This window comes from Streptomyces sp. NPDC028331 (assembly GCF_055565775.1).
Genome location: NZ_JBVHTR010000001.1, coordinates 275,389 through 299,553, shown reverse-complemented (window position 1 = coordinate 299,553; position 24,165 = coordinate 275,389). Strand labels below are relative to the sequence as shown.

At 71.9% G+C, this 24,165-nt stretch carries 24 protein-coding genes; 7 read left to right on the top strand and 17 right to left on the bottom strand.

The genetic code is table 11. The features are described from left to right. Positions 1 to 113 precede the first annotated feature (113 nt). Complete coding sequence (locus ACZ4SW_RS01500; RefSeq protein ID WP_468236370.1) at positions 114 to 1,820, bottom strand: glycerol-3-phosphate dehydrogenase/oxidase; 1,707 nt, start codon at positions 1,818 to 1,820, stop codon at positions 114 to 116. 263 nt (positions 1,821 to 2,083) lie between these two features. Between ACZ4SW_RS01500 and ACZ4SW_RS01495 the strand changes: the two genes are divergently transcribed. Continuing rightward, the gene (locus ACZ4SW_RS01495) at positions 2,084 to 3,292 is read left to right on the top strand and encodes a nucleotide sugar dehydrogenase (protein WP_468236367.1); all 1,209 of its coding nucleotides are present in this window, start codon (positions 2,084 to 2,086) and stop codon (positions 3,290 to 3,292) included. 530 nt (positions 3,293 to 3,822) lie between these two features. Here the strand turns inward: ACZ4SW_RS01495 and ACZ4SW_RS01490 are convergent. The 4 genes from ACZ4SW_RS01490 to ACZ4SW_RS01475 form a co-directional block, all read right to left on the bottom strand. Further along, positions 3,823 to 4,947 (bottom strand): GuaB3 family IMP dehydrogenase-related protein, encoded by a 1,125-nt coding sequence (locus tag ACZ4SW_RS01490; protein WP_468236364.1) that lies wholly within the window; start codon positions 4,945 to 4,947, stop codon positions 3,823 to 3,825. Positions 4,948 to 5,087: 140 nt separating this feature from the next. Further along, a complete protein-coding gene (gene guaB / locus ACZ4SW_RS01485) occupies positions 5,088 to 6,593 on the bottom strand; it encodes an IMP dehydrogenase (protein WP_468236362.1) in 1,506 nt (501 codons plus the stop codon). A gap of 190 nt (positions 6,594 to 6,783) precedes the next feature. Next, positions 6,784 to 7,359, bottom strand: a complete 576-nt coding sequence (locus ACZ4SW_RS01480; protein WP_055493219.1) for a sigma-70 family RNA polymerase sigma factor — start codon at positions 7,357 to 7,359, stop codon at positions 6,784 to 6,786. A 293-nt stretch (positions 7,360 to 7,652) separates the two neighbouring features. After that, positions 7,653 to 8,264 carry a response regulator transcription factor gene (locus ACZ4SW_RS01475; RefSeq protein WP_003948568.1) on the bottom strand — a complete coding sequence of 204 codons (612 nt, stop codon included), beginning with the start codon at positions 8,262 to 8,264 and terminating at the stop codon, positions 7,653 to 7,655. Positions 8,265 to 8,643: 379 nt separating this feature from the next. On the opposite strand from ACZ4SW_RS01475, the gene ACZ4SW_RS01470 reads away from it, so the two are divergent. Then, on the top strand, positions 8,644 to 8,982 hold the full coding sequence (locus tag ACZ4SW_RS01470; protein ID WP_468236359.1) for a WhiB family transcriptional regulator: 339 nt from the start codon (positions 8,644 to 8,646) through the stop codon (positions 8,980 to 8,982). A gap of 528 nt (positions 8,983 to 9,510) precedes the next feature. Here the strand turns inward: ACZ4SW_RS01470 and ACZ4SW_RS01465 are convergent. Further along, on the bottom strand, positions 9,511 to 10,410 hold the full coding sequence (locus ACZ4SW_RS01465) for a LysR family transcriptional regulator (protein ID WP_468236356.1): 900 nt from the start codon (positions 10,408 to 10,410) through the stop codon (positions 9,511 to 9,513). Positions 10,411 to 10,490: 80 nt separating this feature from the next. On the opposite strand from ACZ4SW_RS01465, the gene ACZ4SW_RS01460 reads away from it, so the two are divergent. The 3 genes from ACZ4SW_RS01460 to ACZ4SW_RS01450 all read left to right on the top strand — a co-directional run bounded on the left by ACZ4SW_RS01460 (position 10,491) and on the right by ACZ4SW_RS01450 (position 12,811). After that, on the top strand, positions 10,491 to 11,165 hold the full coding sequence (locus tag ACZ4SW_RS01460; RefSeq protein WP_468236353.1) for an MOSC domain-containing protein: 675 nt from the start codon (positions 10,491 to 10,493) through the stop codon (positions 11,163 to 11,165). Between the two features lie 89 nt (positions 11,166 to 11,254). After that, entirely contained in the window at positions 11,255 to 12,028 is a 774-nt protein-coding gene (locus tag ACZ4SW_RS01455) for an SDR family NAD(P)-dependent oxidoreductase (RefSeq protein WP_468236351.1), read from the top strand. 75 nt (positions 12,029 to 12,103) lie between these two features. Next, positions 12,104 to 12,811: an ester cyclase gene (locus tag ACZ4SW_RS01450; protein WP_468236349.1), complete on the top strand. Its 708-nt coding sequence runs from the start codon at positions 12,104 to 12,106 to the stop codon at positions 12,809 to 12,811. Positions 12,812 to 12,884: 73 nt separating this feature from the next. Here ACZ4SW_RS01450 and groL read toward each other — a convergent pair whose 3' ends face one another. The 3 genes from groL to ACZ4SW_RS01435 form a co-directional block, all read right to left on the bottom strand. Continuing rightward, entirely contained in the window at positions 12,885 to 14,510 is a 1,626-nt protein-coding gene (gene groL / locus ACZ4SW_RS01445; RefSeq protein WP_468236346.1) for a chaperonin GroEL, read from the bottom strand. A gap of 113 nt (positions 14,511 to 14,623) precedes the next feature. Next, positions 14,624 to 14,932: a co-chaperone GroES gene (gene groES, locus ACZ4SW_RS01440; RefSeq protein ID WP_086729066.1), complete on the bottom strand. Its 309-nt coding sequence runs from the start codon at positions 14,930 to 14,932 to the stop codon at positions 14,624 to 14,626. Positions 14,933 to 15,267: 335 nt separating this feature from the next. Next, positions 15,268 to 16,116, bottom strand: a complete 849-nt coding sequence (locus ACZ4SW_RS01435; protein ID WP_468236344.1) for a polysaccharide deacetylase family protein — start codon at positions 16,114 to 16,116, stop codon at positions 15,268 to 15,270. 153 nt (positions 16,117 to 16,269) lie between these two features. On the opposite strand from ACZ4SW_RS01435, the gene ACZ4SW_RS01430 reads away from it, so the two are divergent. Next, a complete protein-coding gene (locus tag ACZ4SW_RS01430) occupies positions 16,270 to 17,484 on the top strand; it encodes a class I SAM-dependent methyltransferase (protein ID WP_468236341.1) in 1,215 nt (404 codons plus the stop codon). On the opposite strand, the gene ACZ4SW_RS01425 is transcribed toward ACZ4SW_RS01430, so the two are convergent. From ACZ4SW_RS01425 to tsaB, 7 genes are all read right to left on the bottom strand, one after another. Continuing rightward, positions 17,456 to 18,736 carry an RNA polymerase sigma factor gene (locus ACZ4SW_RS01425; RefSeq protein ID WP_468236339.1) on the bottom strand — a complete coding sequence of 427 codons (1,281 nt, stop codon included), beginning with the start codon at positions 18,734 to 18,736 and terminating at the stop codon, positions 17,456 to 17,458. The two genes, ACZ4SW_RS01430 and ACZ4SW_RS01425, sit on opposite strands and share 29 nt — an antisense overlap. 44 nt (positions 18,737 to 18,780) lie before the next feature. After that, a complete protein-coding gene (locus tag ACZ4SW_RS01420) occupies positions 18,781 to 19,137 on the bottom strand; it encodes a YciI family protein (protein ID WP_468236337.1) in 357 nt (118 codons plus the stop codon). A gap of 119 nt (positions 19,138 to 19,256) precedes the next feature. Next, on the bottom strand, positions 19,257 to 20,240 hold the full coding sequence (locus tag ACZ4SW_RS01415) for an LCP family protein (RefSeq protein ID WP_468236692.1): 984 nt from the start codon (positions 20,238 to 20,240) through the stop codon (positions 19,257 to 19,259). A gap of 130 nt (positions 20,241 to 20,370) precedes the next feature. Further along, positions 20,371 to 20,637, bottom strand: a complete 267-nt coding sequence (locus ACZ4SW_RS01410; protein WP_468236335.1) for a hypothetical protein — start codon at positions 20,635 to 20,637, stop codon at positions 20,371 to 20,373. Continuing rightward, positions 20,634 to 21,731, bottom strand: coding sequence for a tRNA (adenosine(37)-N6)-threonylcarbamoyltransferase complex transferase subunit TsaD (gene tsaD / locus ACZ4SW_RS01405; RefSeq protein ID WP_468236332.1), 1,098 nt, complete (start codon positions 21,729 to 21,731; stop codon positions 20,634 to 20,636). Before tsaD ends, ACZ4SW_RS01410 begins: the two co-directional genes overlap by 4 nt. Beyond that, positions 21,724 to 22,278, bottom strand: coding sequence for a ribosomal protein S18-alanine N-acetyltransferase (rimI, locus tag ACZ4SW_RS01400; protein ID WP_468236689.1), 555 nt, complete (start codon positions 22,276 to 22,278; stop codon positions 21,724 to 21,726). Before rimI ends, tsaD begins: the two co-directional genes overlap by 8 nt. An 8-nt stretch (positions 22,279 to 22,286) precedes the next feature. Further along, on the bottom strand, positions 22,287 to 22,940 hold the full coding sequence (tsaB, locus tag ACZ4SW_RS01395) for a tRNA (adenosine(37)-N6)-threonylcarbamoyltransferase complex dimerization subunit type 1 TsaB (protein WP_468236330.1): 654 nt from the start codon (positions 22,938 to 22,940) through the stop codon (positions 22,287 to 22,289). A gap of 226 nt (positions 22,941 to 23,166) precedes the next feature. Here tsaB and ACZ4SW_RS01390 point away from each other — a divergent pair, with 226 nt between their 5' ends. After that, positions 23,167 to 23,721, top strand: a complete 555-nt coding sequence (locus ACZ4SW_RS01390; protein WP_468236327.1) for a hypothetical protein — start codon at positions 23,167 to 23,169, stop codon at positions 23,719 to 23,721. A gap of 109 nt (positions 23,722 to 23,830) precedes the next feature. On the opposite strand, the gene ACZ4SW_RS01385 is transcribed toward ACZ4SW_RS01390, so the two are convergent. Further along, complete coding sequence (locus ACZ4SW_RS01385; RefSeq protein ID WP_468236324.1) at positions 23,831 to 24,016, bottom strand: hypothetical protein; 186 nt, start codon at positions 24,014 to 24,016, stop codon at positions 23,831 to 23,833. Positions 24,017 to 24,165: the final 149 nt, after the last annotated feature.

Genomic DNA, 24,165 nt, shown 5'->3' with positions numbered 1-24,165 from the left:
AGCGGCCCCGGCACGGCCGCCGGGGAGTCAGCTCCCGTGCGCGCCCACGGAGATCCCCGGGTGCCGCTCACGGAGACCGCCGCCGCTTGAGCGGAGACCGCTCCGCGCCCCTCCTACAGCGGCGCTATGTCCGGTGCCCCCAGCCTCGCCGCGTCCGCCGTCAGATCGTCGGGCTGGCGCTGGGACTCCCGCTCCGCCTGGACCCGCTTCTCGTAGTGCTCGACCTCGCGCTCGACCTGGCCGGAGTCCCAGCCGAGCACCGGCGCCATCAGTTCCGCCACCTCACGGGCGCTGCGCGTGCCGCGGTCGAACGTCTCGATGGAGATGCGGGTCCGCCGGGTCAGCACGTCGTCCAGATGGCGCGCGCCCTCATATGACGCGGCGTAGACGACCTCCGCGCGCAGGTAGTCGTCGGCCGCGTGCAGGGGTTCGCCCAGTGACGGGTCGTCGGCGACCAGGTCGAGCACTTCCTCCGCCAGCGAGCCGTAGCGGTTCAGCAGGTGTTCCACCCGCACGACGTGCAGTCCGGTGCGCGCGGCTATGCGTGCCCGCGCGTTCCACAGCGCCCGGTAGCCCTCGGCGCCCAGCAGCGGGACGTCCTCGGTGACGCAGTCGGCGACCCGCCGGTCCAGGGCGTGCACCGCCTCGTCGACGGCGTCCTTGGCCATCACCCGGTACGTCGTGTACTTGCCGCCCGCCACGACCACCAGGCCGGGCACCGGGTGCGCCACGGTGTGCTCGCGGGAGAGCTTGCTGGTCGCGTCCGACTCCCCGGCGAGCAGGGGCCGCAGGCCCGCGTACACGCCCTCCACGTCGTCGCGGGTGAGGGGCACGGCCAGGACGGAGTTCACGTGCTCCAGCAGGTAGTCGATGTCCGCGCTGGAGGCCGCCGGGTGGGCCTTGTCCAGGTTCCAGTCGGTGTCGGTGGTCCCGATGATCCAGTGCCGGCCCCACGGTATGACGAAGAGGACGGACTTCTCGGTCCGCAGGATCAGGCCCGTCGACGAGTGCACCCGGTCCTTCGGCACCACCAGGTGGATGCCCTTGGACGCCCGCACGTGGAAGCGGCCCCGCTCGCCCACCATCGCCTGGGTGTCGTCGGTCCACACCCCCGTCGCGTTGACGACCTGCTGGGCGCGGATCTCGTACTCCCCGCCCGCCTCCACGTCCTGCACCCTGGCGCCGACGACCCGCTCGCCCTCGCGCAGGAAGCCGGTCACCCGCGCACGGTTGGCGACCTTGGCTCCGTACCACGCGGCCGTGCGCACCAGCGTCGCCACCAGGCGGGCGTCGTCGACCTGCGCGTCGTAGTACTGCAAGGCGCCGACCAGCGCCTCCTTCTTCAAGCAGGGCGCGATGCGCAGCGCGTGACGACGGCTCAGGTGGCGGTGCAGCGGCAGGCCCCGACCGTGGCCGCGGGCCATCGACATGGCGTCGTAGAGCGCGACGCCCGAGCCCGCGTACAGCCGCTCCCAGCCCTTGTGCTGAAGCGGATACAGGAAGGGCACCGGCTTCACGAGATGGGGCGCCAGGCGCTCCAGCAGCAGCCCGCGCTCCTTCAGCGCCTCGCGCACGAGGGCGAAGTCCAGCATCTCGAGATAGCGCAGGCCGCCGTGTATCAGTTTGCTGGACCTGCTGGAGGTGCCCGACGCCCAGTCACGGGCCTCGACCAGGCCCGTGGACAGACCGCGCGTGGCGGCGTCCAGCGCGACGCCCGCGCCGACCACGCCACCGCCCACGACCAGCACGTCCAGCTCGCGCTCGGCCATTCCCGCCAGTGACTCGGCGCGCTGCGCCGGCCCCAGTGCCGCTGTCCTCACCGCTGCCTCCCGCTCCGTCGCGCCGGCCACATCCGTCAGTCGGGCGAAGCCCGGCTCATGTCCCCCATGCCCAAAGTCTGACCGGGATGCCCGACTTCGGCCACCACGCACCAGCAGCCTGTGGACAACACTGACGGAAACGCCACCCATCAATACCGCAAATCGGTCATATTTACTCTTAGTCTGACACTGCGCTCGCTCGTTCTGTCCACAGCGGTTGCGCACCTCTCCCACCTCGGCTATTGGGAAGGACGGCCCACGCCATGCCCGCAGATCTCGCCGTCATCGGACTCGGCCACCTCGGCCTGCCCCTGGCCCAGGCCGCCGTCGCCGCCGGCCTCGCCACGCTCGGGTACCAGACCGGACCCGAGGCCGGTTCCCTCACCGCCGCCGAAGTCCGCCGCATGCTCGCGCGCGGATTCCGGCCGACCACCAACCCCGCCGAGCTCGGCCGCGTCCGCACCGCCGCCATCTGCGCCCCCGTCCCGCGCGGCGACGGCGGCGGACTCGATCTCACCCAGGTGGAGACGGCCGCCCGGACCCTCGCCGCACGGCTGCGCCCGCACACCACCGTGATCCTGGAGTCCCCGGTGCCGCCCGGCACCACGGAGGGCTTCCTTTGCCCACTCCTCGAAAGGACGTCCGGACTGCGCGCCGGACGCGACTTCCACCTCGCGTACTCGCCGAGCCGCGTCGACCCCGGCAACCGCGACTTCGGGACCGCCAACACCCCCAAGGTCATCGGCGGCCTCACCCCCGCCTGCACCGAGTCGGCCGCCACCTTCTACGGGCGCCTGACCGACAAGGTGGTACGCGCGCGTGGACCGCGCGAGGCGGAGACCGTGCAGGTGCTGGAGACCAACTACCGGCAGGTCAACATCGCCCTGGTCAACGAGATGGCGGTGCTCTGCCACGACCTGGGCGTGGACCTGTGGGACGTCATCCGCTGTGCGGAGACCAAACCGTTCGGCTTCCAGGCCTTCCGCCCCGGCCCCGGCGTCGGCGGCCACGCCGTCGCCCAGGACCTGGCCGGCCGAACCGGGCACAGCCTGCGCATGGTCGAACTGGCCCGGCAGGTCAACGGCCGCATGCCCCAGTACGTCGTCCAGCGCGCCGCCACCCTCCTGAACGAGCACGGCAAGTCGGCGCGAGGCGCCCGCGTGCTGCTGCTCGGCGTGACGTACAAACCGGACGTCGGCGACCTGCACGGCTCCCCCGCGCAGGAGATCGCCCTGCGGCTGCTGGAACTGGGCGCGTCCCTCAGCTACCACGACCCGTACGTGCCCGCGTGGAGCGTCCTGGACCGCCCGGTCCCGCGCGCGGACTCGCTGTACGAGGCGGTGGCCGGGGCGGACCTGACGGTTCTGTTGCAGCAGCACCGGACGTACGACCTGCAGGGGCTGTCGGTGAAGGCGCAGTTGCTGCTGGACACGCGGGGGGCCACGCCTGCGGGGGCGGCGCATCGGTTGTGAAGGGGGGCGCGTGGGGGCTTGAGCTTCCAGGGTTGGTGGCTCGGGGTTCTCCGCATCGACAGCGTACGAGCACGGAGTCCGTCGGCCCGGCGGCGGGCTTCCAGCCGGTGACGGGTGTCCGCCCCTGGTTCTCGCAGGGGCGGCCGCTCTTCTGGTGCCGTACCGGTGGACGAGTGGATCCGGTGCCGTACAAAAAGGTGGAGCCCACCGCAGGGGCTACTGCAGCGGGCTCCTGGCCGCTAGGCGGAGTGTCCACCCCTAGGTCTCTTGGGGGTGGCCGCTCAGCGGCCGTGAATCCGCAAGATCCACCTCCTCCGGAACTTCACCAGCCGGAGCCGGAAGGCCGCAGGCCCAGGCCGGCGTCACGGACGTTACCGCCCCGGAACCGCCCTCCCCCGGCGTATCCGCCCCGAAGGCAACCGTGCGCGCCCACTCCACAGCACGCGCCTCCACCTGCGAAAACGCCCAGCGCACAGGAAAGGGCCCGGCCCACCCCGAAGGGTGGACCGGGCCCTCGACGCGCCGTACGGCTACCGCCGGTGCTGCGAGTCCGCCACCGTCACCTCGACCCGCTGGAACTCCTTCAGCTCGCTGTAACCGGTCGTGGCCATCGCCCGCCGCAGCGCCCCGAAGAAGTTCATCGAGCCGTCCGGCGTGTGCGACGGGCCCGTGAGGACCTCCTCGATGGTGCCGACCGTGCCGAGGTCGACCTTCTGGCCGCGCGGCAGCTCCTCGTTGACCGCCTCCATGCCCCAGTGGTGGCCCTTCCCCGGGGCGTCCGTCGCCCGCGCGAGCGGCGAGCCCATCATCACCGCGTCCGCGCCGCAGGCGATCGCCTTCGGCAGGTCGCCGGACCAGCCGACGCCGCCGTCCGCGATGACGTGCACGTACCGGCCACCGGACTCGTCCATGTAGTCGCGGCGGGCCGCCGCCACGTCCGCGACCGCCGTGGCCATGGGGACCTGGATGCCGAGCACGTTGCGCGTGGTGTGCGCGGCGCCGCCGCCGAAGCCGACCAGGACGCCCGCCGCGCCGGTGCGCATCAGGTGCAGGGCCGCGGTGTACGTGGCGCAGCCGCCGACGATCACCGGGACGTCGAGCTCGTAGATGAACTGCTTCAGGTTCAGCGGCTCGTGCGAGCCGGAGACGTGCTCCGCCGACACCGTGGTGCCGCGGATGACGAAGATGTCCACGCCCGCGTCGACGACCGCCTTGGAGAACTGCGCCGTGCGCTGCGGGGAGAGCGCGGCCGCGGTGACCACGCCCGAGTCGCGCACCTCCTTGATGCGCGCGCCGATCAGCTCCTCCTTGATGGGAGCGGCGTAGATCTCCTGGAGGCGCCTGGTCGCGGTCTCGGCCGGCAGCTCGGCGATCTCGTCGAGCAGCGGCTGCGGGTCCTCGTACCGCGTCCACAGGCCCTCGAGGTTCAGCACGCCCAGGCCGCCGAGCTCTCCGATGCGGATGGCGGTGGCCGGGGAGACCACGGAGTCCATGGGGGCGGCCAGGAACGGCAGCTCGAAGCGGTAGGCGTCGATCTGCCAGGCGATCGAGACCTCCTTCGGGTCCCGCGTACGGCGGCTGGGGACGACGGCGATGTCGTCGAAGGCGTACGCCCGGCGGCCGCGCTTGCCGCGCCCGATCTCGATCTCAGTCACGTCTGTGGCCTTTCCCTGATGCGTTTCAGCGTCTTCCAGTATCGCCGACGGGTGCGGCAGCGGCCCTCCGCAGGTACGGCGAAGGGCGCCCCGGAGCATCCCGGGGCGCCCTGTCACCGGCCTTCACGCGCGCGTGGGCCTCACTGCTTGGTGCTGTAGTTCGGCGCCTCGACCGTCATCTGGATGTCGTGCGGGTGGGACTCCTTCAGACCCGCGGACGTGATCCGTACGAAGCGGCCCTTGGACTCCATCTCCTCGATCGTGGCCGCGCCCACGTAGCCCATGGTCTGGCGCAGGCCGCCGACGAGCTGGTGCAGCACGTTGGACAGCGGGCCGCGGTAGGGCACCTGGCCCTCGACGCCCTCGGGCACGAGCTTGTCGTCGGACGCCACGTCGGCCTGGAAGTAGCGGTCCTTGGAGTACGACCTGCCCTGGCCCCGCGACTGCATGGCGCCGAGCGACCCCATGCCGCGGTACGACTTGAACTGCTTGCCGTTGATGAAGAGCAGCTCGCCCGGGGACTCCTCGCAGCCGGCGAGGAGGCTGCCCAGCATCACCGTGTCGGCGCCCGCGGCCAGCGCCTTGCCGATGTCACCGGAGTACTGCAGGCCGCCGTCGCCGATCAGCGGGATGCCGGCCGGACGGGCCGCGAGGGACGCCTCGTAGATGGCGGTGACCTGGGGGACGCCGATGCCGGCGACCACACGGGTGGTGCAGATCGAGCCCGGGCCCACTCCCACCTTGATACCGTCCACACCGGCGTCGATGAGCGCCTGCGCGCCGTCACGGGTGGCGACGTTGCCGCCGATCACGTCGACGTCCACGCTCGACTTGATCTTCGCCATCCAGCTCAGGGCGTTGCTGTTGTGGCCGTGCGAGGTGTCGACCACGAGGAAGTCCACACCGGCCGCGGCGAGGGCCTGGGCCCGCTCCAGCGCCTCGGGGCTGGCGCCCACGGCGGCACCCACGAGCAGTCGGCCCTCGGCGTCCTTCGCCGCGTTGGGGTACTTCTCGGCCTTCACGAAGTCCTTGACCGTGATCAGGCCCTTGAGGACGCCCGCGTCGTCGACCAGCGGAAGCTTCTCGATCTTGTGGCGCCGCAGCAGTTCCATGGCGTCCGGACCGGAGATGCCGACCTTGCCGGTGACCAGGGGCATCGGGGTCATGACCTCGCGCACCTTGCGGGTGCGGTCGCTCTCGAAGGCCATGTCGCGGTTGGTGACGATGCCGAGGAGCTTGCCGGCCGGGTCGGTGACCGGGACGCCGCTGATGCGGAACTTGGCGCACAGCGCGTCCGCCTCGGCGAGCGTGGCGTCGGGGTGCACCGTGATCGGGTCGGTGACCATCCCGGACTCCGACCGCTTCACCAGGTCGACCTGGTTGACCTGGTCCTCGATGGAGAGGTTGCGGTGCAGAACGCCGACGCCGCCCAGACGGGCCATGGCGATCGCCATGCGCGCCTCGGTGACCTTGTCCATGGCGGCGGACAGGAGCGGGATGTTGACCCGGACGTTGCGGGAGATGCGGGACGAGGTGTCGACCGCGTTGGGGAGCACCTCGGATGCGCCCGGCAGCAGCAGCACGTCGTCGTAGGTCAGCCCGAGTGTCGCGAATTTCTCGGGCACTCCGTCGACGTTGGCAGTCATGACACCTTCCCCAAATGGCCTTGATCGGTGCGGATGTCCATGCTAACGGGAAGCGGGGAGCTCTCATTCCACGGTTCGGGGCGACCCCCGGCTTCGTGTGTTCGTACGGATTCCGTGTTCGGCCTGTTCACACGGGACCCCCAAGGCGGCGCACCCACAAGGAACTCGCTGCTGCCCGGCGCGTGACCCGCTACTGCTCGGCGAGCGCCCGCAGCCTGCTCAGCGCCCTGTGCTGGGCGACCCTCACCGCTCCCGGTGACATTCCCAACATCTGACCCGTCTCCTCGGCCGTCAACCCCACCGCGATGCGCAGCAGGAGCAGCTCGCGCTGGTTCTCGGGGAGGTTGGCCAGGAGCTTCTTGGCCCACTCGGCGTCGCTGCTGAGCAGGGCGCGCTCCTCGGGGCCGAGCGAGTCGTCCGGACGTTCGGGCATCTCGTCCGAGGGGACCGCCGTCGACCCGGGATGGCGCATCGCCGCCCGCTGCAGGTCCGCGACCTTGTGCGCGGCGATCGCGAAGACGAACGCCTCGAAGGGGCGCCCGGTGTCCTTGTAGCGCGGCAGGGCGAGCAGCACCGCGACGCAGACCTCCTGGGCCAGGTCCTCGACGAAGTGCCGGGCGTCGCCGGGCAGCCGGGACAGTCGCGTACGGCAGTAGCGCAGCGCCAGGGGGTGGACGCGGGCGAGCAGGTCGTGGGTCGCCTGCTCGTCGCCGTCGACGGCGCGATGGACGAGCGCACCGATCAGCGTTGTCTCGTCGTCGCGCATCGATCCATGGTGCCTCGGCGTCGTACGGTCCGTGGCACTGCGTCCGTAGTTGTGCACCGAAGCGTTATGAGCAGGTGCGCCGGAACTCATCTCCTGCGCCCTCCCCTGCCGCTCGATCGACTCGTCCCCGAGGAACTCCACACCCTCAAGGATGCGGCATCCGCGACGAAACGAGCAGCGGGCACCGGACGGGCCCCTTCGCCGGGCGGCTCGAGGGAGGAGCATCCCCGAGGTCGCCGTGCCCCGCCCGCCCTGCGGCAGGCGGGGATCCGCGCACCCCCGCGATGATCCACTTAGCGGACCAGGCCCCACCGGAAGCCGAGCGCCACCGCGTGTGCGCGGTCGGACGCGCCGAGCTTCTTGAACAGACGCCGGGCGTGCGTCTTGACGGTGTCCTCGGAGAGGAACAGCTCACGGCCGATCTCCGCGTTGGAACGGCCGTGGCTCATGCCCTCGAGCACCTGGATCTCGCGCGCGGTGAGCGTGGGCGCGGCGCCCATCTCGGCCGAGCGCAGCCGCCTGGGCGCGAGCCGCCAGGTCGGGTCGGCGAGGGCCTGCGTGACGGTCGCGCGCAACTCCGCGCGCGAGGCGTCCTTGTGCAGGTAGCCCCGTGCGCCGGCGGCGACCGCGAGCGCCACCCCGTCCAGGTCCTCCGCGACGGTGAGCATGATGATGCGCGCACCGGGGTCGGCGGACAGCAGCCGCCGGACCGTCTCGACGCCGCCCAGGCCGGGCATGCGTACGTCCATCAGAATCAGGTCCGAACGGTCGGCACCCCAGCGGCGGAGGACTTCCTCGCCGTTGGCCGCCGTCGTCACGCGCTCGACACCGGGCACGGTCGCCACCGCGCGGCGGAGCGCCTCTCGGGCAAGCGGGGAGTCGTCGCAGACGAGGACGGATGTCATGACCGCCCTCCGCAGCTGATGCGCGTCACCTTGAGCCTCCAGGCTGGTACGAATCGTCACCTGTGCGGTCGACGCCCTCGGACGCCTGCCCGAGCGCTTGTTGTTTCAACCGCCTCCGCACTCTCAACGATGGTCACTCGAAAGAGTTACGGTGCAGCAAGCCATCTTCGGCACTGTACGTGAGGGCGCGGACACGGTGCAGACACGCGCAGCGTAACCCCGAACTTTCATCACAACCTATGCCCCATTTAGCCGCTTTTCTTCCTGTTAGCTGGTGTCTGGAGCTAGATTCGCAATGAGTCATATTTTCATCCCATAAGATCGTCGCTGCACGGTCGAGAACCCATATCCGCCCAGAACGGCAACAAGGGGACACGCAATGGCAGATTTCTCCCGCCTTCCCGGTCCGAACGCGGATCTGTGGGACTGGCAGCTCCATGCGGCCTGCCGTGGGGTCGACAGTTCGCTCTTCTTCCATCCGGAGGGTGAACGCGGGGCGGCCCGGAGCGCTCGCGAGAACTCGGCCAAAGAGGTCTGCATGAGGTGCCCGGTCCGCGCCGAGTGTGCGGCCCATGCCCTGGCGGTGCGCGAGCCGTACGGGGTCTGGGGCGGGCTGACCGAGGACGAGCGCGAGGAGCTCATGGGGCGGGCGCGGAACCGGCTCGTACCGGCCTCGACGACGGGCGGTGGCCACGGTCACGCCTCTTCGAACAACTGAAGGAACGTTTCTTCGGTCGCGGGCACGCACAGGTGCCCGACGTTGGGGCGTCCAGCGCCCCGAGGGGGCTGTTTCAGGGGGCAGGCACCTCCACGAGGGGGCCGTTTCACGGGTCGGGCCGTTCAGGGGACATACGGGGGCCGTCGGCATTCCCCATCCCAGCCGCACCCGTCACCGCATCCCGCGGATCCCCGCCACGAGGCGAGAGCCCGCCGCAGCCACGCAGAGCCCGCCGCGGCCACACGAGAGTCGGCCACCGGATCCGCCGCAGCCACACGAGAATCCGCCACCGGATCCGCCGCAGCCACACGAGAATCCGCCACCGGATCCGCCGCAGCCACACGAGAATCCACCGCCGCGTCCCTGCCGCAGGCGCCACGCCCCTGCCGTACGCGCCCGGACCCCAGCCCTACGCGCCCCGGACTCCTGCCCTACGCAAAAGCCCGGACTCCAGCCCTACGCGCCCGAACCCTGGCCGTACGCGCCCCGACCCCAGCCGTACGCGCCGCCGATCCCCGTCCGGCACCCCTACCGCACGGCCGCTCGCGCCAGTTCCCCCAGTGTCGCCGCCACCGCCGGCACCTGGGCCAGGTCCGGCAGCGTGAGGGCGACGATCTCCCGGCGTACCGCCGGCTCGAGCGCGACCGGACGCACTCCCCGCGGACGTACGGACTCGACCGCGAGCTGGGGCAGGACGGCCACGCCGAGGCCCGCGCCCACCAGACCGACCACCGCCGGGTAGTCGTCCGTCGCGAAGTCGATGCGCGGCGTGAAGCCCGCACCCTCGCACACCTGCACGAGCCGCCCCCGGCAGCGCGGGCAGCCCGCGATCCACGGTTCCCCGGCGAGTTCGCCGATGGCGACCGACTCGGCACGCGCCAGCCGGTGCCCCTCGGGGACGAGCCCGACGAGCCGGTCGGTGAGCAGCGGCCGTACGACCAGGTCGTCCCACTCCTCGGCGCCCGCCTCGGCGCCCTCGTACCGGAAGGCGAGCGCGATGTCGCAGTCACCGGCGCGCAGCCTGTCCACGGACTCCGGCGGCTCGGCCTCCTCCAGGGAGACACGGGTGCCCGGGTGCGCGGCGCGCAGGGCGGCCAGCGCGGTGGGGACGAGCGTGGAGCTGCCGCTCGGGAAGGAGACGAGGCGGACGCGGCCGGCCCGCAGGCCCGCGATGGCGGCGACCTCCTCCTCGGCGGCGGTCAGCCCGGCGAGGATGCCCGCCGCATGCCGCACCAGCGCCTCGCCCGCCTCCGTGAGGCGCATCTCGCGGCCGCTGCGGACCAGCAGCGGCGTGCCGACGGACGCCTCCAGGGCCTTCATCTGCTGGCTGACGGCGGGCTGGGTGCAGCCGAGCTCGCGGGCCGCCGCCGAGAAGGAGCCGGTGGTGGCCACGGCGCGCAGTACGCGGAGATGTCGGGCCTCGATCACGCTGCGATCATAAAAGAGTCTTGGACAGAGCGGCGAATATCGCGTCGACGCTTTGACTCGGGGTCCCTTACCGTGCGGGCATGAAGCTTCTGTCTCTGAACGTGGGCCGACCGGTGGCCGTCGAGTACACCGACCAGCCGGAGGGTCTCACCGGCATCGACAAGCGGCCGGTGGACGGGCCCGTGCGGGTGACGGCGCCCGGGCCGAAGGGCGCCGGGGGGAGCGGGCTGACCGGGGACGCGGTGTGCGACCTGCGGCACCACGGCGGTGACGACCAGGCGGTGTACGCGTTCGCCCGCGAGGACCTCGACGGCTGGGAGCGCGAGCTGGGCCGGTCGCTGCCGAGCGGCTCGTTCGGCGAGAACCTCACCACGCAGGGGCTCGACGTGGCCGGAGCACGGATCGGCGAGCGCTGGCGGATCGGGCCGGAGCTGGTCCTGGAGGTGACCTGCGGGCGGATACCGTGCCGTACTTTCCAGGAGCACCTGGGCGAGCGCGGCTGGGTGAAGCGGTTCACGCGCCGGGGCGCGCCGGGCGCCTATCTCAGGGTGATCGAGCCGGGTGAGATACGGGCCGGCGACCCCATCACCGTGGTGCACCGGCCCGAGCACGACATCACGGTCGCCCTGCAGTTCCGCGCGGTGACCACGGAACGGGACCTGCTGCCGCGCCTGTTGGCGGCGGGCGACGCACTGCACCCGGAGAGCGCCGCGGCGGCACGGGAGTACGCACGCAAATACGCGGCCCGGAACTGACCGGTGGCACATGAACGTTGGCCGCGGAGCCGGTGAAATGCCCGGTCCACCGGGCGGACTCGCCGACTCCGGGTCACTATCGTTGGCCCATGACAACGGCTCTGATTACGGGATCGACCGCGGGCATCGGCGCCGCGTTCGCACGGCGGCTGGCCGCCGACGGCCATGACCTCGTGCTGGCGGCACGCGACACGAAACGGCTGCGTGAGCAGGCGACCGAGCTGCACGACCGGCACGGCGTCGAGGTGGAGGTCCTGACGGCCGACCTGGCCGCCGACGAGGGCATCGAGGCGGTGGCGGCGCGCCTGTCCGACCTGAGGAACCCGGTCGACCTGCTCGTGAACAACGCGGGCTTCGGCAACAAGGGCCGTTATCTCGACGTGCCGATGGCCGACGAGCTGCGGATGCTCAAGGTGCACTGCGAGGCCGTGCTGCGGCTGACGAGCGCGGCGGCGGAGGCGATGCGCACCCGCGGTCGGGGCGGGATCGTCAACGTGGCCTCGGTGGCGGCGTTCGTGCCGCGCGGCACCTACGGGGCGTCGAAGGCGTGGGTCGTGCAGTTCACGCAGGGCGCGGCGAAGGACCTGGCCGGGTCGGGCGTACGGCTGATGGCGCTGTGCCCGGGCTTCGTGCGCACCGAGTTCCACCAGCGGGCCGGGATGGGCACGGACAACATCCCGAACTGGATGTGGCTGGACGCGGACAAGCTGGTGGCCGCCGCGCTCGCCGACCTGGCCCGCGGCAGGACGCTGTCGATCCCGGACCCGCGGTACAAGGTGCTGATGGGCGTGGTGAAGGTGACGCCGCGCGCGCTGCTGGGCGGGATCAGCTCGCGGACGGGGCGGAAGTACGGGCCGCAGTAGCACGGGTGACGCCGCCCCTCGGGTGGGAAAATGGGGCGTATCTGCGTCAGGACCCAGGGGGTCGGAGGCGGCGTCATGACATTCGTGCAGCTCATCGACTGCAAGACCAGCCGGTTCGACGAGATGAACCGGATCATGGACAGATGGGTCGAGAAGACCAGGGGCAGGCGGACGGCGACCCACGACGTGATCGGCAGGGACCGGTCCGACGCCTCGCACTTCATCGAGATCGTGGAGTTCCCCTCCTACGAGGAGGCGATGCGGAACTCCAACCTTCCGGAGACCGACCAGGTCTTCCGTGACATGGTCGCCCTGTGCGACGAGATGCCCACCTTCGTCGATCTGGAGGTGGTGCGGGACGAGCAGTTGTACACGGATGCGGTACGACGCCTGTTCGACACGCTGGCGACGGCGGGCGAACTGCCACCGCTCAACGACCTGATCGCGGAGGGCTGCCACAGCCACGACCCCGTCAACCCGCAGGACACCATCGGCCTGGACGCCATCCGGCGCGAGTACCGGATGTGGCGGGACGCCTTCGACTTCACCTTCACGGTCCACGAGCTGATCGAACAGGGCGACCGGGTGTGTGCGCGGTGGACCTGGGACGCCACGCACAAGGGCGAGTTCCTGGGGATCCCCGCCACCGGCAGGAAGGTCACCATGACCGGGATGACCCTCTTCCGCTTCGGTGCGGACGCCAAGATCGCCGAGACCTGGTGGCAGCACGACCAGCTCGGGCTGATGGAGCAGCTCGGCGCCCTGGACGAGCTGGAGCAGTAGGCCCCTCCGGTACAGCGGGAAGGCCCGGCACCCCCTCTCGGGGTGCCGGGCCTTCGGCTACGCAGGACGTGCGTCAGTGCGCGTGACCGTGGCCGTGGCCGGCCGCGGCGGGCTCCTCCTCTTCCTTCTTCTCGACGACGAGGGTCTCGGTCGTCAGAAGCAGGGAGGCGATGGAGGCGGCGTTCTCCAGGGCGGAGCGGGTGACCTTGACCGGGTCGATGACGCCGGCCTTGATCAGGTCGCCGTACTCGCCGGTGGCGGCGTTGTAGCCGTTGCCCTTCTCCAGCTCGGCGACCTTGGAGGCGATGACGTAGCCCTCCAGGCCCGCGTTCTCGGCGATCCAGCGCAGCGGCTCGACGACCGCGCGGCGCACGATGGCGACACCGGTGGCCTCGTCGCCCTCCTTGCCGAGGCCGTCGGCCAGCACCTTGGAGGCGTGGACGAGGGCGGAGCCACCACCGGAGACGATGCCCTCCTCGACCGCGGCGCGGGTCGCGGAGATGGCGTCCTCCAGACGGTGCTTCTTCTCCTTCAGCTCCACCTCGGTGGCGGCGCCGACCTTGATCACGCACACGCCGCCGGCCAGCTTCGCGAGGCGCTCCTGGAGCTTCTCGCGGTCCCAGTCGGAGTCCGTGATCTCGATCTCGGCCTTGATCTGGGCGACGCGGCCCGCGACGTCCTCGGACTTGCCGGCGCCGTCGACGATCGTGGTGTCGTCCTTGGTGACGGTGACGCGGCGGGCGGAGCCCAGCACGTCCAGGCCGACCTGGTCGAGCTTGAGGCCGACCTCCTCGGAGACGACCGTGGCGCCGGTGAGGACCGCCATGTCCTGCAGCATCGCCTTGCGGCGGTCACCGAAGCCGGGGGCCTTGACGGCGACCGCGTTGAAGGTGCCGCGGATCTTGTTGACGACCAGGGTGGACAGGGCCTCGCCCTCGACGTCCTCGGCGATGATCAGCAGCGGCTTGGAGGAGCCGGCCTGGATGACCTTCTCCAGCAGCGGCAGCAGGTCCGCGATGGCGGAGATCTTGCCCTGGTTGATCAGGATGTACGGGTCGTCGAGGACGGCCTCCATACGCTCCTGGTCGGTCACGAAGTACGGGGACAGGTAGCCCTTGTCGAAGGCCATGCCCTCGGTGAAGTCCAGCTCCAGACCGAAGGTGTTGGACTCCTCGACGGTGATGACACCGTCCTTGCCGACCTTGTCCATCGCCTCGGCGATCAGCTCGCCGACCTGCTGGTCCTGGGCGGACAGCGCGGCCACGGCGGCGATGTCGGACTTCTCGTCGATCGGGCGGGCGGTCGCCAGCAGGTCGTCGGAGACGGCCTTGACGGCGGCGTCGATGCCCTTCTTCAGAGCGGCCGGGGAGGCACCCGCGGCGACGTTCCGCAGACCCTCGCGCACCAGCGCCTGGGCGAGCACGGTGGCGGTGGTGGTGCCGTCACCCGCGATGTCGTTGGTCTTGGTCGCCACCTCCTTGACCAGCTGGGCGCCGAGGTTCTCGTACGGGTCCTCGATCTCGACCTCACGGGCGATGGTGACGCCGTCGTTGGTGATGGTCGGGGCGCCGAACTTCTTGTCGATGACGACGTTGCGGCCCTTGGGACCGATGGTCACCTTGACCGTGTCGGCCAGCTTGTTGACGCCGCGCTCGAGGGCGCGACGGGCGTCCTCGTCGAACTTCAGGATCTTCGCCATGGCAGCGGGAGCCCTCTCGGAAATCTGGATGAACGAAACTGCGCCCCGGGCGCCCGGCTTCTCTTATCGGTCGCGGGGGCCAGGGGCGCAGCTCACAGCAGGAATGCGGTGAATTACTTCTCGATGATCGCGAGCACGTCGCGGGCCGAGAGAACGAGGTACTCCTCGTTGTTGTACTTCACCTCGGTGCCGCCGTACTTGCTGTAGAGCACGACGTCGCCGACCTGTACGTCGAGCGGAAGGCGGTTGCCGTCCTCGAAACGGCCCGGGCCCACGGCCAGGACGACGCCCTCCTGGGGCTTCTCCTTGGCGGTGTCCGGGATGACCAGGCCAGAGGCCGTGGTCTGCTCGGCGTCCAGCGGCTGGACCACGATGCGGTCCTCGAGCGGCTTGATGGCAACCTTGGAGCTGGCGGTCGTCACGATCCGACCTCCCCCTTCGGAGATCTCACGGGGTTAACTGTCTGAGGTGGCGACCAGGTCGATCCGTCGTCGCGGGTGCCGGACCTGCCCGTCGCTTTGTTGGCACTCTCTGGTGTCGAGTGCCAGAGCCGAGACTATGACCGCGATTAGCACTCGGTCAAGCGGAGTGCCAATGCCGACCCCGCGCGCCGGGGTGAGTCGGGTCCCCCCGGGTTCGCCGTTCACCCGGAAGTGGGGTGGCCGCCCCCGGGACTCCACCCCGGACTCCCGGACCGGCCTGACGGCCCCGTCCTCGAACCGGGCGGTCAGAGGTGGTCCTCCGGACGGGCCGCCGGTCAGAGGTAGTCCTCCAGACGGGCCACCGTGAAGCCCCTCGACTGCAGGCGGCGCAGGATGCGGCTCGTCTCCGTGGTCAGGGAGGCCAGCGGGCGGCCCGGTTCGTGGGGGCGGAGGATGTCGCCCGGGTGGGGGGCGGCGTACCTTCCGTAGGCGTGCGTCGGGCGCCACAGGATCAGGGCCTTGACGCCGCAGTCCGCCGCGGCCCGGAGGGTCGTGCGGTCGTACCTGCCGTACGGCGGGCGCAGCAGAAGGGGGCGCCGGGCCAGGCGGGTACGCAGACGGTCCCGCCCGGCGCAGATCTGGGCGCGCTGCTCCGCGTAGGGCCGGCCGCGCAGCCCCGTGTGGTCCAGGGTGGGGTTCTGGATGGTCGCCCCGGCCGCCCGCAGCCGTGCCACCCGCGCGTAGCCCGGCCCTTCGGCGCCGTCCAGGAACACGCTGACCGGCAGCCGCAGTTCTCGGACCATCTCGGCGAACCGGGGGTCCCGCTCGGCGCCCTCGTCGTAGGTGAGGAACACGACCTTGTCCAGGGTCGGGACGCGGTCGAGGACCTCCGGCAGCCCTTCGTCGTCCGGGTCCGCGCGCCGCGGCAGGGGGCGGGCCGGCCAGGGCGCGGGCGCGAGCGGGGCGCTGAGCCCCCAGTGGAGGTACGCCCCGTCGTGCGGTCCGTGCGACCTGCTTACCCTCTGCGCCGCCTTCTTGCCCAGCCGTTCGATGGGGTCGACCGACTGGGCGCAGCCGGCCGTCCCGGCCAGGACCGCGGCGGCCAGGATCCCCGCCAGCAGTGCGTGCAGCCGCCGTGCCCTGGGGATCGTCCGGGCCGCGACCGTCGACCCGGGACCGGTCAAGCGCGACGCACGCACATCGGTGCACTTTGCGCACTCTTTGTCATTTTGTCCTACGAGCCGCATGGTGCCGGATCCTTCCAGCGCCCGGCGGCCACGGCGGGCCGACACCGCGGCCGGGCGCACGCCGTCCACCGACTGGCCGACAATGACCGGGTGAACGACCTCTCCTTCGCCTCCCTGCTCACCCCCGAGGGCCGCGCCCTCCTGGACGAGGTGCGCGGCACCGATCCGGCGCGGGAGCTGGCCGTCGCCACCCGGCTGCGCCGCGAGCACCCGGCCGAGCTGGTCTCCGCGGCTCTCGCGCAGGCACGGCTGCGCGAGCGGGCGGCGGCGAAGTTCGGCACGGGCGACGCCCAGCGGATGTTCTTCACCCCCAACGGCGTCGAACAGTCCACCAGGGCCACGGTCGCCGCCCACCGCGCCGGGCGGCTCCGGGCCCTCGGGGTGTCCACCGTCGCCGACCTGTGCTGCGGCGTGGGCGGCGACGCGATCGCGTTCGCCCGGGCCGGCCTCCGCGTCCTGGCCGTGGACCGCGACCCGCTGACGGCCGCCGTGGCGCGCGCGAACGCCGACGCGCTGGGGCTCGCCGACCTGATCGAGGTCCGCGAGGCCGACGTCACCGAGGTGGACGTGTCCTCGTACGACGCCGTCTTCGTCGATCCCGCACGGCGGGGAGGACGCGGCCGCATCTTCGACCCGGAGGCGTACTCGCCCCCGCTGTCCTGGGCGGTGGCCACGGCGCTGAAGGCCCCGCACGCCGCCCTGAAGGTGGCGCCGGGCATCCCGCACGAGGCCGTGCCCGGCGAGGCGGAGGCCGAGTGGATCTCGGACGGCGGGGACGTGAAGGAGGCGGTGCTGTGGTTCGGCACACGGCCGGGCGCGGTACGGGCCACGCTCCTGCCCGGCCCGCGCGTGCTGCGCGGGCGCGGCCTGCCCGACCCGGCGGTGCGCCCCCTCGGCCGCTACCTCTACGAACCCGACGGCGCCGTGATCCGCGCGCACCTGGTGGCGGAGGTGGCCGAGGACGTGGACGGCGGCCTGATCGACGAGACGATCGCCTACGTGACGGCGGACGAGCTCCGCGACTCCCCGTACGCCACCGCGTACGAGATCACCGACCGGCTCCCCTTCAACGTGAAGAAGCTGAAGGCGCTGCTGCGGGAGCGGGAGGTCGGCATCCTGACCGTGAAGAAGCGAGGTTCGGCCGTCGAACCGGAGGAACTGCGCCGCAAGGTCCTGCCCAAGCCGCACGGCCCCCAGGCGGTGACCGTGTTCCTGACCCGGGTCGCCGGGGCGCCCACCATGCTGCTCGGGCACCCCGTCCAACGACAGTCCTGCTCTAACGACAGTCCTGCGCCCGCGCCGTGAGCAGCGCACGCTCCCGTTCGTTGCGGGCGAGGGCGGCGGCCCGGACGAACTCCTCACGCGCCTCGGCCGTGCGCCCGAGCCGGGCCAGCAGGTCGCCGCGGACGCTCGGCAGCAGGTGGTAGCCGCGCAGGACCGGTTCGGCGGCCAGCCGGTCGACGATCTCCAGGGCCGGACCCGGTCCCTCCGCCATGGAGACGGCGACCGCACGGTTCAGCTCGACGACGGGTGACGGGGAGCGGGCGGCCAGCAGACCGTACAGGGTGGCGATGCGCGCCCAGTCCGTCTCCTCGTACGTGTGCGCGAGCGCGTGGCAGGCGGCGATCGCGGCCTGCAGGACGTACGGGCCAGGGGCCCCCGCGGCGGCGACCGCGTCGGCGCGGCCGAGGGCGGCGATGCCGCGGGCGATGAGCAGGCGGTTCCAGCGCGCCCGGTTCTGGTCCTTGAGCAGCACGGGCTCGCCGTCCGGCCCGGTGCGGGCCGCCGTGCGGGAGGCCTGGAACTCCAGCAGCGCGGCCAGCCCGTGCACCTCGGGCTCCTTGGGCATCAGCTCGGCCAGCACCCGGGCCAGCCGCAGGGCGTCCTCGCACAGGGCGGGGTGCAGCAGGTCGTCGCCGGCCGTGGTCGCGTACCCCTCGTTGAAGACCAGGTAGATGACCTCGAGCACGGACCCGAGCCGGGCCTCCCGCTTGGGGCCGTACGGCACCTCGAAGGCGACGCCCTTCGTCGCGAGCGTCCGTTTCGCGCGGACGATGCGCTGCGCGACGGTGGCCTCCGGCACGAGGAACGCGCGAGCGATCTCGGCCGTGGTCAGCCCGCCGAGCAGCCGCAGGGTGAGGGCGATGCGGGACTCGGCGGACAGCACCGGGTGGCAGGCGGTGAACACGAGCCGCAGCAGGTCGTCGTCGATCTCGTCCGGGTCCGACGGCACGTCCACGTGGTGCGGCGCCGCCTCGAGGTCCCGCCCGACCTCCTCCAGCTTGCGCGCGTACCGCTCCCGGCGGCGTACGAGGTCGATCGCGCGGTGCTTGGCGGTGGCCATGAGCCAGGCCCCCGGGTTGTCGGGCACACCGTCCCGGGGCCACTGCTCCAGCGCGGCGACCAGGGCGTCCTGCGCCAGCTCCTCGGCGATCCCGACGTCCCGGACGATCCGCGTGACACCGGCGATGACGCGCGGGGCCTCCATGCGGAAGACCGTCTCGATGGCGCCGACGGGACCGTCACAGGCGGGGGAGGCGGCGGGCTGTCGTTCCACAGCCCACCATCCAATACCCCCGGCGGGCGGACGCAAAGCGGCGCTCACCCCTCGGCGATCTCCCGGACCTCGCAGGTGATCGTCCAGTACTCCTCGTGCACCTTCACGAACCGCTTGGCCCACTCGATCGCCTCGGCCCTGTCCTTGCACTGCATGAGCGCGTAGCCGCCGATGACCTCCTTGGACTCGGTGAACGGGCCGTCCGTGACGGACAGCTTCCCGCCCTCCCAGCGCACCCGGGCGCCCTGGGCGGCCGGCGTGAGCCCGGCGGTGTCGAGCATGACCCCGGCCTTGGTGATCTCCTCGATCAGCTCGCCCATCCGCTGCATCAGCTCGGGGCTCGGGCCCTCCGCGGGCGCGGTGGTCTCGTCGACGCGCACGATCGACAGGTAACGCGGCATGGTGACTCCTCGGGTACGGCGGCCGGGCTGTTCCCGGCCTCACACCCCTTGCGTCGAACGAGCGCCCTGCGGATCGACACGGCCCGCGGATTTTCTTCGACGGATTTTCCGGGCCGGCCTCACCGCAGCGACGCCCACAGCTCGCCCGCCGCCGGCTCCTTCGCCACCACCCGGTTGGCGTCCGAGGGGGCGGGCACCACCGGCATCATCACCGTCGTCACGTTCTTCGACGCCAGGCCCCTGAGGCTCTCGCCCAGACGCGTCAGCTCCGGCAGGGAGTCCAGGCCCGTGTCCGTGGTCAGGCTGCCGGTGATCGCGTCCGCGACGCGGTACAGCTTCACGGGGTCGGTGAGCAGACTCGTCGAGGCGAGCTGGTCCAGCAGCGCCTTCACCAGTCTCTGCTGCAGGCCTATACGGCCCAGGTCGCTGCCGTCGCCTATGCCGTACCGGGTGCGGGCCAGGGCCAGGGCCTGTTCGCCGTTCAGGTGGTGGGAGCCCGCCCTCAGGTGCAGATGGCTCTTGTCGTCGTCGATGTTCTGGTCGGTCGTCACGGTGACCCCGCCCAGCGCGTCCACCAGCTTGGCGAACCCGGAGAAGTCGATCTCCAGGAAGTGGTCCATACGGATCCGCGTGATCGACTCGACCGTCTTGACCGCGCAGACCGGACCGCCCAGCTCGTAGGCGGTGTTGAACATCGCCCCGTACGCCACCGCCGTCCTGCCGCCCGACGCCAGCGGGCACGAGGGCCGGGTGACGAGGGTGTCGCGCGGGATGCTGACCACCGTGGCCCTGGTGCGGCCCGCGTCGATGTGCACCACCATCGCCGTGTCCGAGCGGGCGCCCGAGACGTCGCCGCCGCCGAGGGCCGCGTTCTCCTTGCCGCTGCGCGAATCGGAGCCCAGGACCAGGATGTTCAGGGAACCGGTCGGCAGCGGGGACGCCGACGCGGACGGTGTCGTCACCGCCTTGGCGGGCCGGTCGTCGCCGAGCGCGCCGTCGATGTCGACGCTTTTGATGCCGTGGTCCAGGTGCCAGTACGCCCAGGCCGCCCCGGCGGCCGCGAGGACGATGCCGCAGGCCGCGACGGCACCGACGACCTTCATCAGACGTGGCCGCCGACGGCCACCCCCCTGCTCGTCATCTGAAGTCACACAGAGGAACGTAAGTCCGAATTATGACCAGCGGAGACACCGGGCCGTCATTCTTCGGAAAATCTCACTTTCTCACGCCTTTTCAGCCCGGCGTCACCGCGGACACCGACTCGAACCGCCACCGGTGCACCGCCCGGGTGACCAACTCTCCGTCCGGTTCGGGGAGTTCGGGGAGGTCGGCGGCGTAGTCCGCGTCCCACCAGGTGATGACCAGGACGCGGTCCTGCGGGGCCCGGAAGGTCTCGCGGCGCAGGGGCGGGGGCGTCAGCTCCTGGGAGCGGACCCAGGCCAGCAGTTCCTCGCCCCGGCCGGCGACCGCCCGGGCCTCCCACATCACGGCGACGGTCACGAGTAGAGGTTCTCCTTGCTCACCTCGTGCACGTGGTCGTGATCGTGCGACTGGCCCGGCACATGGGGGTCCGTGACCGGCAGCGACGAGTCGGCCGACAGGTCCCAGGACGACGCCGCACGGCCCCGGGCGACCATCTCCGCGCCCAGCGCGGCGACCATCGCGCCGTTGTCCGTGCACAGCTTCGGCCGCGGCACGCGCAGGCGGATGCCGGCCGCCTCGCAGCGCTCCTGGGCCAGGGCACGCAGCCGGGAGTTCGCCGCGACGCCGCCGCCGATCATCAGATGGTCGACGCCCTGGTCCTTGCAGGCCCGCACCGCCTTGCGGGTCAGCACGTCCACCACCGCCTCCTGGAAGGACGCGGCCACATCGCGGACCGGGACCTCCTCCCCCGCCGCCCGCCTGGCCTCGATCCAGCGGGCCACGGCCGTCTTCAGGCCGGAGAAGGAGAAGTCGTACGCGGGGTCGCGCGGGCCGGTCAGGCCGCGCGGGAACGCGATCGCGTCCGGGTCGCCCTCCTTGGCGTACCGGTCGATGACCGGGCCGCCCGGGAAGCCGAGGTTCAGCACGCGCGCGATCTTGTCGAAGGCCTCGCCCGCCGCGTCGTCGATCGTCGAACCCATCGGCCGCACGTCCGAGGTGATGTCCGTGGACAGCAGCAGGGACGAGTGGCCGCCGCTGACCAGCAGCGCCATCGTCGGCTCCGGCAGCGCGCCGTGCTCGAGCTGGTCCACGCAGATGTGCGAGGCCAGGTGGTTGACGCCGTACAGCGGCTTGCCCAGCGCGTACGCGTACGCCTTCGCCGCCGACACGCCGACCAGCAGGGCGCCGGCCAGGCCCGGCCCGGCGGTGACCGCGATGCCGTCGAGGTCCTTCGCCGAGACGCCCGCGTCCTTCAGCGCGCGCTCGATGGTCGGCACCATCGCTTCCAGGTGGGCGCGCGAGGCCACCTCCGGGACGACACCGCCGTAACGCGCGTGCTCGTCCACGCTGGAGGCGACGGCGTCCGCGAGGAGGGTGGTCCCGTGGACGATGCCGACGCCGGTCTCGTCGCAGGACGTCTCGATCCCCAGGACCAGGGGTTGGTCAGCCATTGATCTCGGTTCCTCGTACTGATGGGGAGCCCGCGGCGAAGTCGCCGTCGGGTGTGGTGGTCAGGCGCATCACCAGCGCGTCCACGTTTCCCGGCTGGTAGTAGCCGCGCCTGAACCCGATGGCTTCGAAGCCGTAGCGCTCGTACAGCTTCTGCGCGCGAACGTTGTCGACCCGGCACTCGAGCATCACCTCGGCGCACTCGAACGCCGTCGCGGCCCGCAGCAGCTCGGTCAGCAGCCGCCCGCCGAGGCCCGTGCCCCAGCGGTCGCGGGCCACGGCGATGGTCTGGATGTCGCCGACCGCGGCGTAGCCGCTGTCCGGCGTGGCGCCCTGGGCGGCCAGGCCCGCGTAGCCGACGATGCGCTCGCCCTCGACGGCGACGACGTAGCGGCGCGTCGCCTCCGGGCCGCGGGAGTGCGCGAGCTCGGACCAGAACATCCCCCGCGACCAGGCGTCCTCCGGGAAGAGGTCCTTCTCCAGCTCCAGCACGGGATCGATGTCCCACCAGCGCATCTCGCGCAGCCGGGGCGTCTCGGGCGGCGTCACGGGAGCGGTCACTTGGGCGTGACCACCTTGTAGCTCTTGGGCACCTGCGCGTCGGGGCGGCGCAGGTACAGCGGGCGCGGCGCGGGCAGTTCCTCGCCCTTGGCGAGTTTCTCGGCGGCCAGGGAGGCGAGGGCCGCCGCCGAGACGTGCTCGGGCTCGTGGGCCTGCGGGAAGGTGTCGGGGTACAGCAGTGCGCCGGCGCCGACGGCGGGCAGGCCCGCGACCTTCTCGGCGATCTCGGCGGGCCGGTCGACGGCGGGCTCGGTGGCCCGGGTGCGGGCGTCGTCGTAGCGCGCCCAGTAGACCTCCTTGCGGCGCGCGTCCGTGGCGACCACGAACGGCACGGTGAGGTCGGAGGCGTACGCGAGGCCGTCGAGGGTGCACAGGCCGTACACGGGCACGCCGAGCGCGAGTCCGAACGTGTCGGCGGTCATCAGGCCGACCCGCAGCCCGGTGTACGGGCCGGGGCCCACGCCGACGACGATGCCGGTGACGGCGTCGAGCCGGGTCCCCGCCTCGGCGAGGATCCGGTCGACGGCGGGCAGCAGGAGTTCCCCGTGCCGCCGGGCGTCGACCTGACTCGTCGAGGCGACGACGGACGTGCCGTCGTGCAGGGCGACGGTCACGGCGGGGGTGGCGGTATCCAGAGCGAGCAAGAGCACGCAAACAGCCTACGGCGCCCGCGCCCGTCGCACGGCCGGGCCGGTCCGCACCGCGGCTGCTGCTACCGTCACAGCAAAGGTGTGCGACGCAAGCGCGTGCAGCGGGGCAGGGGCGCGCCGGTGTGGAGAGACCGAGGGCGCACAGGCGCGCGGCGCCGAGCACGATCGGGTTCTCGACACCGGCACGAAGCGCCCCGAAGGTGATCGATCCGAGAGGTGGGCAAGGGTGGCTAGGAGCAGCTCGGGATTCGTGGCCGGGCTCACCGTGGCGGCCGTCGCCGCGGTCGGTTTCCTCGCCTACCAGGCGTCGGCGAACGTGCCCGACACGCTGGGCAAGCCGCACGTCGAGAAGTCGCCGGGGGCCGGCGCGGCCAAGGCCCCGCGCGACCGCACGGACCCCGCGGCGCTGCCCGGGGGCTCCGGGAGCAGGGAGCGGGTGGTGTACTCGCTCGACGACGACCGGGTGTGGCTGGTCGGCACGGACAACAAGGTGGAGCGCACCTTCACGGTGATGCCGGGGACGGTGGACCCGGCCCCGGGCACGTACACGGTGACGTCCCGGACCGCTGCGGGGACCGGTTCGGACGGCAAACAGGTGGAGCACATCGTGCGGTTCGCGCTCAGCGACGGCGTGGTGTTCGGCTTCAGCGCGGCCGTGGACGGCTCGACGCCGAAGCCGGACACGTCGAAGAAGCTGGGCGGGATCCGCGAGGCGCGCGCGGACGGCACGGCGATGTGGGAGTTCGCGACGATCAGCCAGAAGGTCGTCGTCGTCAAGTAGCGGCCCGGGGTCCTGCGCTCCCCGGGGTACTGGGCGGCGCCGGGCACCCCGAGGTGGTGGGCGGCGCGGCGGACCTGGAGGCAGTAGGCGGCGCTGCGCCCCCGAGGTGCTAGGCGGCGCTGCGCCGTTCCTCGGTCACGGAAGCCGGCCGCGGCTCGACGGGGGCCGGGTCCCTCGGCGGGGTCGAGACCGCCTTGGCCGCGGCGCACGACGCGAGCAGGTCCTTCATCGACGGCGCGCCGCCCGCTGCGGGCACCACGCGCGGCTGGCACTCATCTCGTTCTGCGGCCGGCATGGACGCCTCCTGGTGTCGCGGGGGCGGCACGGTTAGGTACACCTAACTCAGGTCTCGCCATCCATGTGACCACGGGGGATGCCCGCAGCGCAACAGCTTGCCGACGTGTTGTCGGGACGGTCGTCGCCGCGCCGGCGCCGTCGCCCCCG

Bases quoted from the DNA above. Each gene is read 5' to 3' on its own strand.
- ACZ4SW_RS01495 (WP_468236367.1), top strand. From the start codon at position 2,084: ATGCCCGCAGATCTCGCCGTCATCGGACTCGGCCACCTCGGCCTGCCC.
- guaB (WP_468236362.1), bottom strand. From the start codon at position 6,593: ATGACTGCCAACGTCGACGGAGTGCCCGAGAAATTCGCGACACTCGGG.
- ACZ4SW_RS01480 (WP_055493219.1), bottom strand. From the start codon at position 7,359: ATGCGCGACGACGAGACAACGCTGATCGGTGCGCTCGTCCATCGCGCC.
- ACZ4SW_RS01475 (WP_003948568.1), bottom strand. From the start codon at position 8,264: ATGACATCCGTCCTCGTCTGCGACGACTCCCCGCTTGCCCGAGAGGCG.
- ACZ4SW_RS01470 (WP_468236359.1), top strand. From the start codon at position 8,644: ATGGCAGATTTCTCCCGCCTTCCCGGTCCGAACGCGGATCTGTGGGAC.
- ACZ4SW_RS01460 (WP_468236353.1), top strand. From the start codon at position 10,491: ATGAAGCTTCTGTCTCTGAACGTGGGCCGACCGGTGGCCGTCGAGTAC.
- ACZ4SW_RS01455 (WP_468236351.1), top strand. From the start codon at position 11,255: ATGACAACGGCTCTGATTACGGGATCGACCGCGGGCATCGGCGCCGCG.
- ACZ4SW_RS01450 (WP_468236349.1), top strand. From the start codon at position 12,104: ATGACATTCGTGCAGCTCATCGACTGCAAGACCAGCCGGTTCGACGAG.
- groL (WP_468236346.1), bottom strand. From the start codon at position 14,510: ATGGCGAAGATCCTGAAGTTCGACGAGGACGCCCGTCGCGCCCTCGAG.
- ACZ4SW_RS01420 (WP_468236337.1), bottom strand. From the start codon at position 19,137: ATGCCGCGTTACCTGTCGATCGTGCGCGTCGACGAGACCACCGCGCCC.
- ACZ4SW_RS01415 (WP_468236692.1), bottom strand. From the start codon at position 20,240: ATGAAGGTCGTCGGTGCCGTCGCGGCCTGCGGCATCGTCCTCGCGGCC.
- tsaD (WP_468236332.1), bottom strand. From the start codon at position 21,731: ATGGCTGACCAACCCCTGGTCCTGGGGATCGAGACGTCCTGCGACGAG.
- ACZ4SW_RS01385 (WP_468236324.1), bottom strand. From the start codon at position 24,016: ATGCCGGCCGCAGAACGAGATGAGTGCCAGCCGCGCGTGGTGCCCGCA.